This is a genomic window from Clostridium muellerianum (assembly GCF_012926525.1).
Taxonomy (GTDB): domain Bacteria; phylum Bacillota; class Clostridia; order Clostridiales; family Clostridiaceae; genus Clostridium_AM; species Clostridium_AM muellerianum.
On record NZ_JABBNI010000014.1, the window covers coordinates 158832 to 177800 of the forward strand.

The 18969-nt window shown below is 27.8% G+C and carries 16 protein-coding genes; 7 read left to right on the plus strand and 9 right to left on the minus strand.

Annotated features, from left to right (window positions below; genetic code table 11):
* Nucleotides 1-28 precede the first annotated feature (28 nt).
* The 4 genes from HBE96_RS08120 to HBE96_RS08135 all read right to left on the minus strand — a co-directional run bounded on the left by HBE96_RS08120 (nt 29) and on the right by HBE96_RS08135 (nt 8355).
* Nucleotides 29-868 carry a PHP domain-containing protein gene (locus tag HBE96_RS08120; RefSeq protein WP_169297259.1) on the minus strand — a complete coding sequence of 280 codons (840 nt, stop codon included), beginning with the start codon at nt 866-868 and terminating at the stop codon, nt 29-31.
* A 38-nt stretch (nt 869-906) separates the two neighbouring features.
* Entirely contained in the window at nt 907-1965 is a 1059-nt protein-coding gene (locus HBE96_RS08125) for a flavodoxin family protein (RefSeq protein ID WP_169297260.1), read from the minus strand.
* Between the two features lie 181 nt (nt 1966-2146).
* Complete coding sequence (locus HBE96_RS08130) at nt 2147-3394, minus strand: lactate/malate family dehydrogenase (protein WP_169297261.1); 1248 nt, start codon at nt 3392-3394, stop codon at nt 2147-2149.
* A gap of 98 nt (nt 3395-3492) precedes the next feature.
* Nucleotides 3493-8355 carry a cytidyltransferase gene (locus HBE96_RS08135; protein WP_169297262.1) on the minus strand — a complete coding sequence of 1621 codons (4863 nt, stop codon included), beginning with the start codon at nt 8353-8355 and terminating at the stop codon, nt 3493-3495.
* A gap of 170 nt (nt 8356-8525) precedes the next feature.
* Between HBE96_RS08135 and HBE96_RS08140 the strand changes: the two genes are divergently transcribed.
* Both HBE96_RS08140 and HBE96_RS08145 read left to right on the plus strand, forming a co-directional pair.
* On the plus strand, nt 8526-9050 hold the full coding sequence (locus tag HBE96_RS08140) for a 2'-5' RNA ligase family protein (RefSeq protein WP_169297263.1): 525 nt from the start codon (nt 8526-8528) through the stop codon (nt 9048-9050).
* Nucleotides 9051-9287: 237 nt separating this feature from the next.
* Nucleotides 9288-9701, plus strand: a complete 414-nt coding sequence (locus HBE96_RS08145; protein ID WP_169297264.1) for an acyl-CoA thioesterase — start codon at nt 9288-9290, stop codon at nt 9699-9701.
* A 386-nt stretch (nt 9702-10087) separates the two neighbouring features.
* On the opposite strand, the gene HBE96_RS08150 is transcribed toward HBE96_RS08145, so the two are convergent.
* From HBE96_RS08150 to HBE96_RS08165, 4 genes are all read right to left on the minus strand, one after another.
* Complete coding sequence (locus tag HBE96_RS08150) at nt 10088-10441, minus strand: hypothetical protein (RefSeq protein ID WP_169297265.1); 354 nt, start codon at nt 10439-10441, stop codon at nt 10088-10090.
* A 93-nt stretch (nt 10442-10534) separates the two neighbouring features.
* A complete protein-coding gene (locus HBE96_RS08155) occupies nt 10535-11494 on the minus strand; it encodes an acyl-CoA dehydratase activase (RefSeq protein ID WP_169297266.1) in 960 nt (319 codons plus the stop codon).
* Complete coding sequence (locus tag HBE96_RS08160; protein ID WP_169297267.1) at nt 11475-12572, minus strand: 2-hydroxyglutaryl-CoA dehydratase; 1098 nt, start codon at nt 12570-12572, stop codon at nt 11475-11477. The genes HBE96_RS08155 and HBE96_RS08160 overlap by 20 nt, the downstream gene beginning before the upstream one ends.
* Complete coding sequence (locus HBE96_RS08165; protein WP_169297268.1) at nt 12572-13465, minus strand: acyl-CoA dehydratase activase-related protein; 894 nt, start codon at nt 13463-13465, stop codon at nt 12572-12574. The genes HBE96_RS08160 and HBE96_RS08165 overlap by 1 nt, the downstream gene beginning before the upstream one ends.
* A 215-nt stretch (nt 13466-13680) precedes the next feature.
* Here HBE96_RS08165 and dhaK point away from each other — a divergent pair, with 215 nt between their 5' ends.
* From dhaK to dhaM, 3 genes are all read left to right on the plus strand, one after another.
* Nucleotides 13681-14682: a dihydroxyacetone kinase subunit DhaK gene (gene dhaK / locus HBE96_RS08170; RefSeq protein ID WP_169297269.1), complete on the plus strand. Its 1002-nt coding sequence runs from the start codon at nt 13681-13683 to the stop codon at nt 14680-14682.
* A gap of 69 nt (nt 14683-14751) precedes the next feature.
* On the plus strand, nt 14752-15396 hold the full coding sequence (gene dhaL, locus HBE96_RS08175) for a dihydroxyacetone kinase subunit DhaL (RefSeq protein ID WP_169297270.1): 645 nt from the start codon (nt 14752-14754) through the stop codon (nt 15394-15396).
* Nucleotides 15397-15596: 200 nt separating this feature from the next.
* Nucleotides 15597-15986, plus strand: coding sequence for a dihydroxyacetone kinase phosphoryl donor subunit DhaM (dhaM, locus tag HBE96_RS08180; RefSeq protein ID WP_169297271.1), 390 nt, complete (start codon nt 15597-15599; stop codon nt 15984-15986).
* Nucleotides 15987-16080: 94 nt separating this feature from the next.
* Here dhaM and HBE96_RS08185 read toward each other — a convergent pair whose 3' ends face one another.
* Nucleotides 16081-17148: a DUF5667 domain-containing protein gene (locus HBE96_RS08185; protein WP_169297272.1), complete on the minus strand. Its 1068-nt coding sequence runs from the start codon at nt 17146-17148 to the stop codon at nt 16081-16083.
* A gap of 190 nt (nt 17149-17338) precedes the next feature.
* Here HBE96_RS08185 and HBE96_RS08190 point away from each other — a divergent pair, with 190 nt between their 5' ends.
* On the plus strand, nt 17339-18025 hold the full coding sequence (locus HBE96_RS08190; protein ID WP_169297273.1) for a sigma factor: 687 nt from the start codon (nt 17339-17341) through the stop codon (nt 18023-18025).
* A complete protein-coding gene (locus tag HBE96_RS08195; RefSeq protein WP_169297274.1) occupies nt 18015-18914 on the plus strand; it encodes an anti-sigma-I factor RsgI family protein in 900 nt (299 codons plus the stop codon). Before HBE96_RS08190 ends, HBE96_RS08195 begins: the two co-directional genes overlap by 11 nt.
* Nucleotides 18915-18969 lie beyond the last annotated feature (55 nt).

Sequence of the window (18969 nt, forward strand, 5' to 3'; positions counted from 1 at the left end):
TAAATAGCGGTTTCGTTCTATGCTTACATTATACCTCTTTAAGCTTTTCTAAAAATATTTTTATATTTTTCTCGTCTAAAGAAACTTGACCTATTTTTAAAGGATGTTTTGAATCCTCCTTGGTTATACCATGAAAATCAGAACCAGCTGTAATTATTTTATTATGTTTTTCAGATAAAGTTTTAAATATTTTCGTGTCATTAGCGCTATTCATAGAATAAATAGCTTCAATCCCATCAAAAGGCATATTTAAAATCTCCGTAATATCTATATTTTTTATTAAAACGGGATGAGCAAGAACTACTAAAGCATTATTCTTTTTTAAAAGTTTTATACCATCTTTAGTATCTAACTTTCTATTTGGAACATAAGCAGGACTATTTTCACCTATAAAATTTGTAAAAATATAATCCCAGGGATATTTATACCCAGCAGATATTATAGCTTTAGCAATATGAGGTCTTGCTATAATACCTTCAGCATCATTCAATATTTTTTCATAATTTAACTTTATATTAAAAATTCTATCTAAATTTTCTACTATTTTCTTGCCTCTATAAGTTCTATATTCATGCATGCCTTTTAAATAGTTCTTTAGTTCACATCCTATTTTTGAAGTATCATTAAAATATCCTAGAATGTGAACATTTTCTTCCCTATATAAGGTAGAGAGTTCTATACCGGGAACAACTTTAATTCCAAGTCTTTTTCCTTCCTGTACTGCTTCATCGATTCCATGTATAGTATCATGATCTGTAATTGACATTATGTCTATGTTTTCTTTTTTTGCCATGGCAACTAACTCTTTAGGAGAAAATTTCCCATCGGAAGCAGTAGTGTGTAAATGAAAGTCTCCTTTTGTGTACAATGAAATCACCTACTTGTTAAAATTTGATGTATATATCATTATACTCCTGTAATTATATGTTTGGCAAAGTCTTTTGCTTTAAATTCTATATTTTCTACTTTAAATATGGATTTAGGATTATTAGCAGTTTCGGTAATTATAGCATGAGGAGATAATTTGAACCCCTTATTTATGTTAAGTGCACCTATAAGTTGTTTAGCTACAGAATCACTACCTGAATTTCCAGATACAATAACACCAAACATGGATTTATTGTAAAAGCTTATTTTATTATACAATACTGTAATTCTATTTATTACTGCAGTTAAATTAGCAGCAATAGCATCATTATAATTAGGACAAAGCCATACTACTGCATCAGATTCTTCTATAGCAGGGAGTACATTATCTACCATAAAACCACCATAAAAGCATTTATTTTGTTTTCCATAATGTAGGCATAACTTATATGAACAACCTTTACAATCTAGTATTTTACCATTTTCAATGTGTATTTCCCTTATGGAAAAATTATTTAAATGTTTAGATACCATATGCCATAAATCTAAAGTGTTAGAAAATTTATGAGTAGATGAGTATAAAACTGTAATTTTTTTCTGGATTTCTATTATTGATAAAGGATTTTCATATTCTGAAAGTCTTTTCCCAAGATTATAGGATAACTTAAAACAAATTTCCTCTAAAGAAAGATCAATATTTTTCTGCCAATTTATAAAATTTTTTAAACTTTTAGTAGCTTCAATTATAGGATGCCCTAAAAATCTGCATCCTAGATTATTTGCTATAAATATGGTATCTTGAGTAGATCTTTTAGTTCCAAGTTCTGAAATGCTGTTTACAAGTAATGCACCTGTTGAATTTTCAAGTGCATTTTTATCACTGCAACTTAGTTCTTTTAAAAAATTAAGCATAGGTAAATCAAAACCATTTACGTCCAATTGAAGTAAAAACAATAGTTTTTTGTTTTTTAAGTTTAAAGAAGGAGTGAATTTTTTTATATATTTTACAGAATCAAAATTTTTTATAAAATTTTCAGTCATATATTTAAGTCTATCTGATAGATCATCATTTGGTGATACAACGTATAAAATCTCCATAATTAAGCCTCCTGAATAAGTTCTTCTAAGAATCACTTGATAAAACTTATGCTAAAACAAAACCATTATGCATACTTATTAAAGCAAAGTAATAATTAATTTTATATTTGCTTTGATCAATATTGAAGTCTAATTTTATAGGGAAATTAAGATTTTCAAGTTGTATATTGATAGTAATTTCTTAATATTTAAAAGAAAGTAATTCATTATAAGTTTTTTCAAGCCTGTCAAAAAGTTTAGAAGGCATGTTTTTATAGCCTTCAAGCTCTATACCAGAAGTAAGTAATCTGTTTCTACATCCCATAAACGCACCGCCTATAAAGGTAGCACTATAATGCCACTCACTTTTAATAGTAGCAATAATTGAAAGAGCACCAGAAGATAGGGCAGGGGCTATATAAGGTTTAAAACCTAAAGACCGAACTTCTAAGTTTGATTTTATGGTTTTTTCAGTTAGATATTTGGAAGCTTCTTCATTATAGTTATTTATACTATCGGCAATAACAAGATGTTCTCCATGAGGACCAAAAGCTCTACCTTCTTTTAAGTATTGAATACAGTTGTCATTTTGAGACGCATAATAAGAAGCTCTGGCGTTCATAACTCCAAGACCATATCCTCTAATTTGTTCAGGAAGTAGGTGTTCATTTAATGCAACTTTACAAAGCAAATCTACAGGATCAGATACTACAGAAAATATTCCTTTAAAATTTTTTTCTTTAGCCATTTTAGCATATAGGCTTACTATTTTAGAATTACCTTCAAACTGAGCTAATCTTACATCAGAAGATTCATTTCCAACTTTGGGAACTCCTACAGAAACACAGAAAATGAACATGTTACAGTTGAACAAATCTTCTTCCTTCGCTGAAATTACAGTAGGATAAAAAATACTTGGATCAGGTGAGAGTATTTGATTGCACTCAAAGCACCATCTTTTAACTTTATTTATATCTTTATCGTATATGTTAATTTGAGATATACAATCAGCACCTAAAAGTCGTAATCCCGTAATTAAAGTTCCTCCTACATCACCTAACCCTACTACAGTTACACTCCACTTTTTAAAGTGTTTATTTTCTTTCATAACAGGAAAATATTCATTTAAACATTCTTTCCAATTATCATAAGCTGTATTTAATGATATAACTTTTCTTTCTTTTATAGCATCTAAAAGAAATGATGGCAAATTTGATTTGTTGGAATTAAATTTTTTAAGTATATTTAGATTTTCTTCTTTCATAAATAAGTTTTCTAAGGATGTAACACAAAAGCTTCTTCGAGCTTCTTGAGAATCTATTTTATTTAAAGCAAATATTGGCCCTTCATATGCAAGAACATAATTTTCAGAAGCTTCATTTAAATCATAAGGTTTATTTGATATAAGTAAATTATCATTTAAAACATAATAAAATAAGTCCGAATTCATAAAAAAACACTCCTTTTAATATAATCAAGTATTCAAAAAATAATAGATTAAGTACTACAAATTATGTGTACCATCTATTATTTTTATAGCTCTATAAATTAGTCATCAAAGGCAAGATTCATTCTAAGTAGTAATTCTAAATCATTTTTCAAATAACTAGATGGACTTAGATTTAAGTTGTAATCTACGTTTGCACCATGATCTGGACATCTTGGTGTAGTAAAAACTTGACCTAAAGATGATAAAGTTAGATTCTTTTCATGTAAAATATGATATTCATCTTCTAAAACTTCTAATATAGAGATAGAATTTTCAATAGAAGTTTTAGACAAATTAAAGATAGCAGCTTTTGAAGTATCTCTTATAAATGTAGGATAGGTATATGGTAAAATTAAATTTATAGATGGAAGAAGATTTCTCTCAGGATAAATACCTCGCCACATAGCATCACCACCTATAAATGGATACAAAGAATTTTCACTAAACCATAATTTAAGTCGTGGTATAAAATAAACACTTTCTACATCTCTATTTTGCATATCCATAAGATCTTTCCCTCTACCAGATAATACTCCTACAATAATTTTTTGAACTTTTATATCTTCACCTTTAAAAATAGGATCTAAAGCTTTCATTCTGTAGCCTTTATGCAATAAATTATCAACTAATATTATCGACTTTTTAAAGGATTTAATCATTTTCACTTGAGTTTTTAAATTTAGATAGTGGGGAAATTCTCCAATTCTAAAGTTTTTCATATTAGGATAAAATAGCTTTTCTGTATGAAGAGCTTTTGTAACAGTATTAGGTATAACATATCTTTCGAGTATATCTCCATAAGGAACGCACATAGCGCTGCCAAGTTTTCTTGGTATTAAGTTTTGTGTAGGCACTAGGTTTTCTTTGCAAATTTTTCTTATCATACATTGATATACAAAGTTTACATCAAAGGGAAGAACTAATTCTCCAGGATAAAGTTTAGTAACAGATTCCATAAGCCTTTTCCTGCATTGGCCAAGTACATTTTTAACTTTAGGATTGGTTCTAAAAGGATTTTTTATTATGTTTTGTATATCTAGGTTTAATATACACGGAGTACTCATGTTTACGGCATAAACAGGATTATTATCATCACAATGAGGAACTTTTACAAATCCATAATATTTTAATAAATCACAAATATCTTCACAAGAAAGTTCCTTATCAAGCATATTTTTATAAATAGCATATTCATAATCTGTAGCTATACATGCAGATAAAGTTTGTGTCAAAAGAATTTGCTCCAGCTGCTTATTTTTATCAATAGTATTTATAAATATACCGCTAATTAAAATAATTCTACCTGCACTTTTTTCACGTATATATTGTGATACTTGAGAATTTTTAAATTCGTCATAAAGCATGGCAGATCGAATCCAGTGAAGCACCGAAAACCCTAGTATTTCGTTTGTAATAGTGTTTTTAAGTAGCACTATTTTAGCAGATGGTTTAAGTGATATATCCATTAATATATTTTTTAAGTTCTCATGACCATTAGGTATACATGAACATATCTTATCTATTATATCTTTATTAAATTCTTCTATTATTTCAGTATCTAACCATAATGATTTGAATGAAGATTTATCTTGAGATTCTCTTTGATAAAAACCATTATTGTATATATACTGTTCAGCCATAGGATCTACAAGACTGGATATATCTCTATTTTCATCTATATAGTTTCGTATTTGTGTAGAACTTATTTCCGAATATTTAGATGAAAGGCTTAAAACCAATACATCACCATCAATACATTTAATTGCATCATTGAATTTAGGATTTTTCCCTCTTTCAAATATTATATGAGAAAAAGTTTGTATGGAGTTTTCAGTTTTAGGAAGCTTATAGCTAGAAGCATTAAGAAGTACATCACTACCTATACATATATATATATTAGAATTTGGGAAATTACTCTTTAAAACTTTCAAATCATCTTCATTAGCTATATTAGTAGGGTATATGTCGGGATACATATATATATTTAGTTCAGAGGATATAGAAATACTGACTAAATTTCCTCTTAAAAGGCTTGGAAGTGTTTTTTTAGACCAAGAAAATTCATCTATTGCTAGATAGACTTCAAAACCTAAATCTCTTATATACGTTGCTATTTCAATATGACTTAATGAAAAAGGATCAAATGTTCCAGGAAAAAAAGCCACTTTAGGAGCAATAGGAATATTTATATTTCCTTTAGAAAAAGTAAAATCAGATATAAATCTATAAATATGATTTAACCCAGCAGACCTTGTTAGAAATAATAGTTCATGTCTATCATTTCCCGTAATCATTGTAAGAACTTTTTTTGCAATAAGTTTGAATATAAATTCTTTTCTTTCTAAATTCATAAAAGGACTACCAAAAATATATTTTCCTATAACACTAAATGCAGATTGTTTAACCTGTGGATCATAGGTTCCAAGACCATTTAAAAGGATTCCAAGCATTTTATTCAATCTTTCAAGATAAAGACTTTTGTTTTCATAAAAACGATCTTTATATACATCATAATTTGATATAGCAATACCAATAGTTTTTAATGTGAGAGATTTTAAATTGGAGTTAGCAGTTTTAATTTTAATTACAGAATCATCTATAATTTCATCTAATTCTTTAGGCTGAAGCCATAGTATTGCCTGACCCGTATATCTTGGTATATATTCTGTAAACTTATTGCCTTCTATTTCAAGAGCTCTTAATAATTCTACAGCAACTTCGTTTCTTTCTGCTAAAGTTAAATAGGACATAATTTCTAAAATGGCACTTCCTGCACAATTTCTTACACTTTCAATTGCACTTACCTTTAAGAGATTGCAAAAATGTATAGCTGTATGAAGTCTGCTAGATTGAGGAGCTTTAAGCGCATGATGCAACAAAAGTTCCACATGATTTCTCTTTTTTATCCAATCAGTAGCAGTCTTTAAGTTACTTAAAAATATATCAGTAACTGTTTTATTGTTAATTTCACAGTAGTTTTTGAATAAATTTATATTCTTATATAAATTTAGTGAAGTATTTATTTTAAGTAAAAGCAAATTTTCAGCTGGAATTTTACTTTTAGTATTTATAGAAGAAAAATATTGTTCTAATTTTTTTACAAAGTAATTATTTTTAGGAAGCTTTTCAATAAAACATAGAATAGTTTCTAAACATTCTAATCTCAATGTACTGTTTCTTTTTTTTATTTTAGAAAAAATATAATTAAAAATTATTTCTATGTTGTCATTATCAATATCTAAAGGTATATATTTTGTAGTTTCAAGCAAAAATAGTTCGCACTCTGTACTTTTATAGCTATTATCCTTATAGAAGTTTAGTATAGTTTTTTTATAATGATTCTCAAAAGATTTTTTACAATTTTTAAATAATGAGTTTATCATAATACTAATGCTATAGCCAATATTAAATCTATGGGGTGGGATAATTTTATAACCTGGATTTAACATAAGCTCTAAATATTCATTTAACAGATCAATACTACTTATGGAAGAAGATTGAAAATGTGCATTTTCAGGAATTTCTTTTCTATAGTCTTCATCAAAAATAGCAATGAGATTCCCAATTAGTTCAGCACAATGTCTTCTTATATCATCTTCAGGATGTATTAAATTTTCATATAAAAATTTAATAGTTTGTATTTTTTGCTTCTGAGTAAGATATGTAGAGTACTCTTGAAATATTCGTATATATTCCCGAAGATTTTTCCAGTCATTCTCACTTCTAGCTGCTTCTAATATAATTTCAAGGGAATACTCATCGCGAAGATGATGCATAAGATTAATGTTATGTTTCACAGCTAAATATTTTAAATTTTGAACTATATCATCTCCCTGAAGAAGAGCATAGTTTTGTTCTACTTTTTTTGTAATATTGAACTTTCGTTTAGGTTCTATATCAACTCCTAAATTTAAAATAAAATCCTCAAAATCTTTTAATTTAGAATAAACCTTTTTGTAACGTTTACACTTTTCGTCATTTACATTTTCTAGCTTATCTAAAATAATATAAAAGGCACGTTCTAAGGAAAAAAGTTTCATTTGTGGGACATTATTTATAAATTCGTTTTTAACTCTAAAATCAGAATAAATTAAAAGCAGGGATTCTAAAGATAAATTTTCAAGCTCTAAATCCCAGGTAGAATGATTTAATGCTATATTTCTTATATAATTTATGCCATATTTTTTAAACCACTGATCAGTATAGTAATAATGAAGATGTGGAACTCTTTTAAGTTCAGCTCCTTTGCAACCATACTTTCCTATATCGTGACCTGCTGCTGCACCTGAGACTCTTCCAAGATCTACAGGTAATCCTATAATTTTTAATTGTCGAGCAATATAGAGAGAAAGGTAATGAACTCCGCATACATGATCCAAAGTATTGAAACCCGTTAATTCTCCGTTTATCTTCATCATTTCATAAATATAATCATCTTTAAAAGCTTTAACAAATTTTCTGTATTCTTCTGGATATTCTAATTCATTTTCCTCTTCTAAAGTTAAGAAGTTCATTGGATAAAGACTTTGCCAGCTCTTATCCTTAGAATTTTTTTGAGTTTCACATATAATTTTAAAAACTCTTAAATATATTTCACAAGTAGAATCTAGTTCCTGTAGAAAATCTATAGAAACAGTTTCTGGAAAAGTTTTATTAAGAGCATATTGATATATGTAGTTAATCCAATCAGAAGGAGCATTATAGCCAGCCATTTCCTGAAGCATACATTTACATAAATTAAAAGTTCCTTCAGTGGAGAAATCATTAGTTTCTATAATAACTTTTAGTTTATCAATAAACTCTTTATTTTTAATATGTTTATCTATAAAAAGTTTATTTATGTTCCATTTTTGAAGCCATTTTGTACTAGTAAGTTTTCTAATTATTTTATTGTATACCTGACCATAAGATAAAGTAATCATAAAAACCTCCTCAAAGAATTTCTTACAACGATTATATACTTTATATAACCTTTTTTCAAAAGATTTTTATTCCATTATAAATTAAAATTCATAATTAAATAAAAGTATAATAAATATAAAACAAATATTAAATAATAAATATAAAATAATTATTTAAGGGGAGAAAAATTGTGAATAGATATGTTTTAGTATGTATACTGGATGACCAAATTCTAAAGTTTCATGAAAAAATAAGAAATGATGTTTGTACTAAGTTTAATAAAAAACCTCAAAAACTTCCAGCACACTTTACTATAAAAGCTCCTTTTGAAACAGAGGAAATAGATGATATGCTTGAGGTTTTAGATGAGTTTTCAAAAGTTAGGAAAAAAGCGCCTATTAAGGTAGAAGGATTTGGAAAGTTTAGAGAAGATGTAGTATATATGAATATAAATTTATCTTATGAAGCTAAAAAGATTCATGACGAACTTATAGATGAACTGGCCAAAATACCATGGATTGAATTTAAATCAAATGAAGGAAAAAATAAAACTTTTCATTGCACTATAGTATCTAAAAGAATAAAGGATAAGTTTAAAGAAATATGGGAATATGTAAACCAATATGAATGCAGCTTTGAAAACTATTTTGATAATATTTCACTATATAAATGGGAAAATAACACTTGGAAATTGTACAAAGAATTCAAATTGTAGTTAAGTTCTTTTAAGTTATATAAAGTTTTATGCTATAGACAAAGTATGTAATAATAGTAGAATAAATATATAAGAGTATGGAATTTTATCCAGGGGTACTATCCGTAACATACCCGTAATAATGGCTGGCACACCCTGAATAAGTTCTTCTAAGACTTAAGAGAGAGGTATTTGTTTATAAAGGAAACATCTATCTGAATCTAAGAATCACTTTATATAACGATAGGAGAGATAAAAATGTATACGTGTGAAACAAAGCTTACTGTAAGATATGTAGAAACAGATAAAATGGGAATTGTTCATCATTCTAATTATTATCCATGGTTTGAATTAGGTAGGGGAGATTTTATTAAAAAAATAGGTATTAAGTACAGTGCTATGGAAGCTTCAGGAATTATGATGCCTTTAGTTGAAACTTACTGCAAGTATTATGAAGGAGCAAAATATGAAGATGAACTTATAATTCAAACTTACATAGAAGAAATTACGCCTGTAAAAGTTATTTTTAATTATAAAGTTATAAGAGAGTTCGATGGAAAACTTTTAGCAAAGGGAAAGACTACTCAAACTTTTATAGATAAAGATTTTAAAATAGTTAATCTTAAAAAGAAACATTCCGACCTTTGGGAAAAGATGCAGCAATTAAAATAACAATTATTATGTATACTTATCATAGTAACAAATAGTATGAGTTGTACATAAAATGACTTTGACAAGTAGTTATTAATATGCCATCTGGTTATATGTAATAATTCAGGAGGTTTATTTATGCTTTTTAAAGCAATTTTAAGTACAATTATAGTGGTAGTGATAGTACTTATTGTTATATCCTCAGCTCTATACAAAGTTTTGAAAGAATATAAAAGCTATATGAAGAATAATAAATAAAAGTTTTTTAATCATCAAGTATTTATGTTTAAAAAAGTTATATTACCTGTTTTAAATATAAATTAAGATCTTTAAATTATAAAAAATATAACTGCAAATTTTTAAGTGCAGTTATATTTTTTAATGTACAATATTTACATAAAATGCATCTATCTGCAGCAATAGCATGGATAACATTGATAATATGGATAGCACTGATAGTATGGATAACATCCGAAATATGGATAGCAAGGATAACAACATCGTCTGCGGTGGTGATGCCTATAACCATTTTTAAAATCAGAATCAAATTCATCATCATCTTCATCTTCTTCTCTAGGTTGCATCATTGGAATTCCAAACATCATTGAACAATAATTAGCATAAGGACAATAAGATACTTCTTGAGAATAATCTTCTTGTTCAGAATTATCCCTATTTAAGTTATTTTCATCAATATTTTGATTAGTGCTTTTATTATCCACATCTTTCATGATATTTTGGTTATCATTTTTGCTGGCCATATATATACCTCCAAAAATCTTAACTACATTAATATCATATGCATGGAATAGAAAAAGTTTACTAAAATTTATAAATTTATTTAATTAATTATTTTAACCAGCTAAGTTACTGCTCCATTTTCCACATCTATCACCAAAACATCCCAAAACAGTTCCAGTGGATTCAATTTTTACTACTTCACATCTATTTGAACATCCTGCACATTCAAAGCTTTGAGATTTATAGGTTTTATCAGCTAAATTAAATCCTTTAAATTGAGTTTTAGAACCTGTTTTTAATATCAATTCTTTAGATAAGATTGCAGCACCAATGGCTCCCATAACTTTAAAATTTGGAGGAATTATAACTTTTAAGCCTAATGAATTTTCAAAAGCTGTTTTCATTCCTATGTTTGCAGCAACACCACCCTGAAAGAATATTTCAGATCGTATTTCTTTACCTTTTCCAACGTTATTAAGATAATTTCTAACTAGTGCTTCACAAAGTCCTCTTATAATATCTGATTCACTGTATCCAAGCTGCTGTTTATGTATCATGTCTGATTCAGCAAATACAGCACATCTTCCAGCTATTCGTACAGGATTTTTAGATTTTAAAGAGTAATTTCCAAACTCTTCGATAGGTATATCAAGTCTTTCTGCTTGCCTATCTAAAAAAGATCCTGTACCTGCAGCACACACTGTATTCATCGCGAAATCAGTTACAACACCATTGTTCAATGTTATTATTTTTGAATCCTGCCCTCCAATTTCTATAATAGTTCTTACATTTTTATTTGTATGCAAAGCAGCTACAGCATGAGTAGTTATTTCATTTTTTATTACATCTGCACCAATCAGAAAAGAACAGATGTGTCTTCCACTACCTGTAGTTCCTACACCTTTAATTTGTTTAGTATTATATTTTTTTTGTAAAATTTTAAATCCTTCCTGAATTGCATTTATAGGTCTGCCTTTAGTTCTTAGGTATATGGATTCTATTACATTTATGTTTTCATCTATAATTACAATATCTGTACTCACAGAGCCTACATCAACTCCCATATAATACATTATCTCGTCTCCTTTCTAATAAATCTAGAAAAGCTTCTATTCTAGTTAAATAACCTACATCACCAGTCATCTCATCTACTACTAATGTCATAATTGGAAGATCCTTCTCCCTAGAAATGTTAGGTAGTATTGATTTTGAAACAATTTCTGGCATGCATCCCATAGGCATTATTTGAATAGCACCGTCACATCCTTTTTTGTGTGAAAGTAAAGCTTCACCAATACATTCTTTTGCGTATCCTCCAATAGGCATCGGAATATATTTTTTTGATAGTTTTCTTATATCTAATGAATTTATTTTAAATATACTTAATAGGGTATTTTTAATCCACCAACTTGGGGAAAGATACCTGATGCTTGATACACCATAATCCATAAGTTTATCTTCTATATATAAATTTGAAAAGGGTTCTATTATAGTGTAAATTTCTCCAATTATAGCTACACTAAGCGGATTTTTATTTTTGTCTATATTAATATTTTTTATAATTGTGCTATATTTTTTAAAGTGATTAAGCATAGCCTCAGGGCTATTGCAGTTAAAAGCTTCTCTCTTACACTTATTTAAAACTTTGCTGCAGGTTCCTTTATTAATTTCATAACCTGCAATTAATTTAGTATATGATTCAATATTATCTATCAAATTTATGATTTTATAAGCTTTATAAAGTATACTAAGCTTTTCTTTAGTTTTTATAGAACTTTCTGAAGAAATTTTATTAATCCTATTTATAAATTCTTTAAATCCTATGGAGTTTGGTTTATCTAAGACTATAAAATTTAAATTATAACCTAATTTTTTTAATATATTTATTTGAAGCTCTGAATATTCTCCAAATCTGCAGGGGCCGCAGCTTCCTACAGATAATATAGTATCTGCTCCATTTTTAATAGCTTGAATATAATTACCCATCATTATTTTAAATGGGAGACATATTTCTTCTGGAGAATACATTGAACCTATTTCTAAAGCTTCTTTGTTACTAAAAGGTGGAATTACATAATCTATTTTAAGTCCATCAAATATTGCTTTTACCGCGAAACATGAATTTCCTAAATGAGGAAAAGTAACTTTCATTAAGTACACCTTCTTTCAAGCATATCGGCAAAGGCTTCTAAACGAGTATAAAAACCTGCTTCACCAGTTTGCTCATCTATTTTAAGTATTAAAAATGGAAAATTACACAGCTCGCTTTTTATTAATTCTATGGTTACAGAATCTATTCCACAGGCAAAAGATGAAATGTATATTACTCCATCAACTTTTTTATTAACTGCCATATATCTTGAGAATCCATAAGAATTTTTTGTGAAAGTCCAAAAAGGTTTTTTAAACAAGTTTTTAATTTGATTGTTAATTTCATTTTTTTCTATAAAATCTTCTGTTACTACGCCTATTCCTAGCTTATTTAACTTTTTAATTAAATCCATATTTGCAAATTTATCATAAATATTGTACGGATGTCCTACTAGGGCTACATTCAATTTAAATCCATGATTTTTTATGCCTTTTTTATATTGAATTTGAACCTGCATAGCTTTCTTATAAGCTTTTTGTATTTTAAAGTAATTTTTAGTAATACACATTCCTACTTTAAAAATATACTTTCTAAATGAATTGTAGGAAAATGCATAAATAGGGTAAGTTATGCATTTAGGCATATTGGGGATATCATTTAATATCAGCTCTGGAAGTCCACAAAATTTAGGACAAATATATTCATCTTTATTAAGGCACATTATACGAGGTATAAGCATAATATCACATTTACTTTTTAAATACGCTGTATGTCCGTGAAAAATTTTAATAGGCAAACAAGCTTCGTCTACAGAATATTTTACTCCCATATTTAGAATATCTTTATTTGTTTCAGGGGAGGTTACAACCTCTGCTCCCAGCTCTGTAAAAAAAGTATTTATAAATGGATGGTATTTGCAATATAACAACCCTTTTGGTATACCAATTTTCAAATTAAACACCCCTTGACTTTAACTAGAAGTATAATTAAGTAAATATACTTCTAGCATTAATTAGTCTTATAAAAAGACTAAAATTTATTTTATATTATATTTTTTTCTAAATGATGAAATATTATTCAGTATTTCCTAATAAAATGTGATAAAATAAAAAGTAAATTATGAAAATTTCAAATCAATAAATAAGTTAATTAAAAGGGGGATTATATATGAAAAAAATAATTAATAATCCAGATAATGTTGTAGAGGACATGTTAAGTGGAATGGTGTCAGCTCATCCTGAGTATATTAAAAAACTAGAAAATGCTAATGTAATAGTTAGAAAAAATTCACCTATAAAAGGAAAGGTAGCTATTGTAAGCGGTGGGGGAAGCGGACATGAACCATCTCATGGCGGATATGTAGGATTTGGTATGTTAGATGCCGCTGTAGCAGGAGCAGTATTTACTTCACCCACTCCAGATCAAGTATATGAGGCAATTAAAGCAGTAGATGGTGGAGCTGGAGTTTTACTTGTAATAAAGAACTATAGCGGTGATGTAATGAATTTTGATATGGCAAAAGATTTAGCAGATATGGATGGAATAAAAGTAGAATCTGTAGTTGTAAATGATGATGTAGCAGTAGAAAATAGTACTTATACAGCAGGAAGAAGAGGTATTGCTGGAACTGTATTTGTTCACAAAATTGCAGGAGCTAAAGCAGAACAAGGTGCTTCACTTGAAGAAGTAAAGAGAGTTGCAGAAAAGGTAATAAGTAATGTAGGCAGTATGGGAATGGCACTAAGTTCTTGTATTGTGCCTGCCGCTGGAAAACCAAACTTTACTTTAGGAGAAGATGAAATTGAAATAGGAATGGGTATTCATGGTGAACCAGGAACTCATAGACAAACTATAAAAACTGCTGGTGAAATAACTGAACATCTAGTTAATAAAATATTAAAAGATACTAAAATCCAAAAAGGTGAAGAAGTAGCTGTTATGGTAAATGGCTTATGCTCCACACCTTTAATGGAATTATATATTGTAAATAAAAAGGTTAATGAAATGTTGCAGGATATGGGAATAAAGATTCATAAAACTTTTGTGGGAGAATTTATGACATCTCTTGAAATGGCAGGTTATTCAGTAACAATATTAAAATTAGATGATGAATTAAAAACTTTATTAGATGAACCAGCAAACACACCAGCTTTAAAGTGTATAAAATAGTACATTTAAGTAAATAAGATTAAACAGTGTATAATATACATCATATAATTAAAGAGGAGATTTAAAGTAATGAGTATTAATACAGCACAAGTAATTGAAATATTAAATAAAATAACTGAAGTCATGTGTAAGAATAAAGCATTCCTTTCAGAATTAGATGCAGCTATAGGGGATGGAGACCATGGAATAAATATGGAGAAAGGATTTTTAGCAGTTAGTGATAAAATCAAAGAGGATGACGATACTACTATAGGAGATTTATTAAAGAAAACAGGTATGCTACTAGTGTCTAATGTAGGAGGGGCTTCTGGTCCACTCTATGGTACAGCCTTTATGAAAGCTGCTATAGAAGTTAAAGATGCAAAAACTATAAACCTAAATGATTTTTTAAATATTATGAATGCTGCTTTAGATGGAATAAAAATGAGAGGTAAAGCTGAATTAGAGGATAAAACTATGGTAGATGCCATTGTTCCTGCTATTGAATCATTAAATGAATCTATATCCTTAAATATAGATGATGTTACAGCTTTAGGAAAAGCTAAAGATTCAGCTTATAATGGAGTGTTGCATACTAAAGAAATTATAGCAAAAAAAGGTCGTGCTAGTTATCTAGGTGAAAGAAGCATAGGTCATCAGGATCCAGGTGCTACATCAAGTTATTTAATGTTAAATACTATATATGAATATGTAAAAAATCTTTCTGAAAAATAATAAAAATTTAAATTATAAGCATGATGGTATAAAAGTAAAGAAATAAAGTTTATAATATTATTAATAGTGAGCTGCAAATAAGTACAAAAGTATTTGTTGTATTGTAAACAGCAATATCTATTTTATAGTAAAAGGATATTTTAAAACATAGCTATTTAATATGTAGAATATCTATAAGATATATAGTAAGGAGATAAAAAATGGTTGGTATTGTAATAGTATCTCATAGTGAAAAAATTGCTGAAGGAGTAAAAGAACTTGCTTTGCAAATGGCTGAAGAGGTACCTATGGCTGCGGCAGGTGGAACATCAGATGGTAGAGTAGGTACTGATATTGAAAAAATAAGTAATGCCATAAAAGAAGTTTATTCTGAAGATGGAGTAATAATTTTATTTGATCTTGGAAGCTCCTTTATGAATGCAGAAATGGCTATAGATTTTCTTCCAGATAATATGAAAGAAAAAGTTGAAATTGTGGATGCTGCTTTAGTTGAAGGTGTTATAACTGCAGGTGTAGAAAGTAGTATAAACAAAACTTTAGAAGATATAAAAAAGTCATTAAAAAGTATATCTATTAATAAGATGTCATAAAATTATATGTGTTCATGAGATTAGTGAAGTTTAAACATATCTATACTAATTAATAAAAGAAGACCAATATAACTTTGGTCTTCTTTTATTAGTTTTATTTATCTTCTTTAGGAGTACCTTTATCTTTTTTGTGGCTTTTATTTTGTTTATCCTCTATATTTTTATTATTTTCACTAGTAAAAGATTGTTTGTTTTGTACAATTTTATCAGTTTCACTAACTGCATTGACTTTTACATTACTTATATCATCTTTAGATGAAGTATCAATAGTCTTAGTTTCCATTGACGTTGAAGCAGGAGAAACACTCGTATTTTGAGAATCTGTAGTATTGCTTTCATCCTTGCTAATTGGGTTAACAACTTCATTTGATTCTTCACTTTTATCTTTTTTATTTTCATTCTTTACTTGTTTTTTTACTTCGCCAACCAAACCTTTTAACTCACCTTTCTTATCTTTAAGAGCCTGTTTAAATTGTTCCTTTTGTACACTTAAAGCTTGCTCTTTTTCTTTCAATAAGTTTTCAGCATTTTTTACAGCTTCTTCATTTCCAGAATTCTTTAAAGTCTCTAATTGTTTTTTAGCATCATTTACAGCTTTTTTACTATCTATTAATGCAACCCTCTGTTTAGCTATTTCAGATAAAGCTTCTTTTTTCTTCTGCTGCATTTCTATAACTTTAGTTATTGTTTCTTTCGCATTAGAACTATTAGAAAGTTTATTTTGAATTTTATTCAATACTTCTATTGAGTTTTTTTCACTTTCATTTATAGTATCTTGTAATTTCTTAAATTTATAAGAATTAGATTCATCTGAAGTACTATCCTCAATAGATGATTTTATAATTTCTAAAGCTTTATCCATGTCAGTAGTATATTCATTGATAGCCTTAATAGAAAGATCCTCCTTGTAATCATCACTCATTTTTTCACTTTCGCCTAATCTTTCTTCTGCTACATTGATCAGTACATCAGCTTTGCTACTATTAGAAGACAGTTTTATTCTTAAATTATCCATATATTTATCTATAGGATATATTATTTGGTTGTCAGGAGTAATCCCTGCTTTGTCTTTAAATGTAATATTGTCATTTTGTGCAAAAACAGCAGCTTTACTACCTAATGTAATTGTTGCAGCAGTGATAAATAATATTAATTTTTTCATGTATAATTCCTCCTAAAATGTTTTTCATAAATATTTACGTATGGGATTTATTATTTTTAGGGGGTAATGTATAAAAAAGTATTCAGAAATACTTTCCAGTTGATTTTATTAAATATTAATGTAAATTTATATTAAGAACCCCTTTAAATTAAAAAAATAATTCGTATAGATATATGAGGTGGTTAACCAAATGAGTTTACAAGAAAATTTAATTAAAAATAGAGACACCTTTATAGAGGAGAATAAAAAATTTATTTATAATGTTACTTTTTCAATATGTAAGAAAAGGCTTCAATGGGAAAATGATGATGAACTAAGTGTAGCACTTATAGCTTTTAATAATGCTTGTAATAGCTATGTGGAAACTAGGGGGAATTTTTTTAGTTATGCAAAAGTTATTATAAAAAATGCTCTTATAGATTATTTTAGAAAGAATTCAAATAAATATCTTCTGTCCTTTGGTGAGGAGAATGATGAATTAGAGAATGCTTTTTTTAAAAATTCACTTTCGGAATACGACATTAAACAAGAAAATATGAAAAGGTGCGAAGAAATAAAAGTTCTTTCCGAAGAATTAAAAAAATATAATATAAGTTTTAAGGATTTAGTAAAAAATTCTCCCTGCCACAAAGATACAAAGGACAAGCTGTTAAATGTTTCATTTTCCTGTTCAAAGGATTATTCCATATTAGACTATATTCATAAACATAGAAGGCTCCCTGTAAAACAAATTTGCATCATTACAGGATGCAGCAGAAAACTTATAGATCAGTGGAGAAAATATATTTTAAGTTTGATTGTAATTATATCCAATGAAAGTTATTATTATATAACTTCTTATTTAAATATAAAAGTAGGTGAAGATAATGAAAAGTAGAAAGGGTATAGTTATTTCTATTGAAAATAGAAATGTTTCTATAATTACGCAGGACGGAGAATTTACAAGTGTGTGCATAGATAAGAAAAAAACGACTCCAAGTGTTGGAGAAGAGTACGAAGGTATATTAGCTAAGAATAGCATATTCAATAATGACTTTTCTAAATATATCGCGGCCTGTTTAATATTTCTTATAATTTTATCAGGCGGATCAGCTTATGCCTATTATATGCCAGTTTCTACAGTAGTACTTAATACAGACAATCCCAATGTAGAACTTAAATTGAACAGATGGGGTAAAGTAATAGACGCAAAGGCATTAAATAAAGATGGAGATAAGATTTTAAAAGAGATAAATATAAAAAATAATTCTGTTAATAAAGCTCTTATAGCAATTTTAGAAAAAGGTAAAAAAGATAAGTTTTTAAATGAAGATTATATGAAGGGCATTAAAACTATTACTTTAGATATAAAAGGGAAGAAAGATGTTAATTTATCTGAATTTAAGAAGGAAATAGATAAGGGAAAACTAAATTTAGTAATAGATAGAAATGGAACTACAATTTTTAATAAAACAAACAGTGATAAAAATTATAATGATGCAGATAAAAAAACAAAGGAGCCTATTAAATCAAATGAAAAAAGTAGTGTGAATAATGGTTTGATTGATAATAAAAATGATGTGAATAATAATGAGGAAACTATCCAAAGGAATAGTGTGGATGAAAAATCAACTGAAGAAAATGATAAATCTAAGAAATTAAATGGAAACTCTAATATTAAAGAGGATGAAAAAAAGCCAGCAGATGCTGAAAATGCTAATTCAAATAAAGAAGATAAAATCAAAAAAAATGAGAGTAAAAAAGATAAAAATTTAGAAAAAGAGTAATATAATAATAGCTCGAATAACTATTTAACCATATTTTTAATTAAATGTAATATAT

Excerpts from the sequence above, each read along its gene's own strand:
- HBE96_RS08145 (WP_169297264.1), top strand. The coding sequence starts at position 9,288 with ATGTATACGTGTGAAACAAAGCTTACTGTAAGATATGTAGAAACAGAT.
- HBE96_RS08195 (WP_169297274.1), top strand. The coding sequence starts at position 18,015 with ATGAAAAGTAGAAAGGGTATAGTTATTTCTATTGAAAATAGAAATGTT.
- dhaM (WP_169297271.1), top strand. The coding sequence starts at position 15,597 with ATGGTTGGTATTGTAATAGTATCTCATAGTGAAAAAATTGCTGAAGGA.
- HBE96_RS08130 (WP_169297261.1), bottom strand. The coding sequence starts at position 3,394 with ATGAATTCGGACTTATTTTATTATGTTTTAAATGATAATTTACTTATA.
- HBE96_RS08185 (WP_169297272.1), bottom strand. The coding sequence starts at position 17,148 with ATGAAAAAATTAATATTATTTATCACTGCTGCAACAATTACATTAGGT.
- HBE96_RS08160 (WP_169297267.1), bottom strand. The coding sequence starts at position 12,572 with ATGAAAGTTACTTTTCCTCATTTAGGAAATTCATGTTTCGCGGTAAAA.
- HBE96_RS08150 (WP_169297265.1), bottom strand. The coding sequence starts at position 10,441 with ATGGCCAGCAAAAATGATAACCAAAATATCATGAAAGATGTGGATAAT.
- HBE96_RS08135 (WP_169297262.1), bottom strand. The coding sequence starts at position 8,355 with ATGATTACTTTATCTTATGGTCAGGTATACAATAAAATAATTAGAAAA.
- dhaL (WP_169297270.1), top strand. The coding sequence starts at position 14,752 with ATGAGTATTAATACAGCACAAGTAATTGAAATATTAAATAAAATAACT.
- HBE96_RS08125 (WP_169297260.1), bottom strand. The coding sequence starts at position 1,965 with ATGGAGATTTTATACGTTGTATCACCAAATGATGATCTATCAGATAGA.
- HBE96_RS08190 (WP_169297273.1), top strand. The coding sequence starts at position 17,339 with ATGAGTTTACAAGAAAATTTAATTAAAAATAGAGACACCTTTATAGAG.
- dhaK (WP_169297269.1), top strand. The coding sequence starts at position 13,681 with ATGAAAAAAATAATTAATAATCCAGATAATGTTGTAGAGGACATGTTA.
- HBE96_RS08155 (WP_169297266.1), bottom strand. The coding sequence starts at position 11,494 with ATGTATTATATGGGAGTTGATGTAGGCTCTGTGAGTACAGATATTGTA.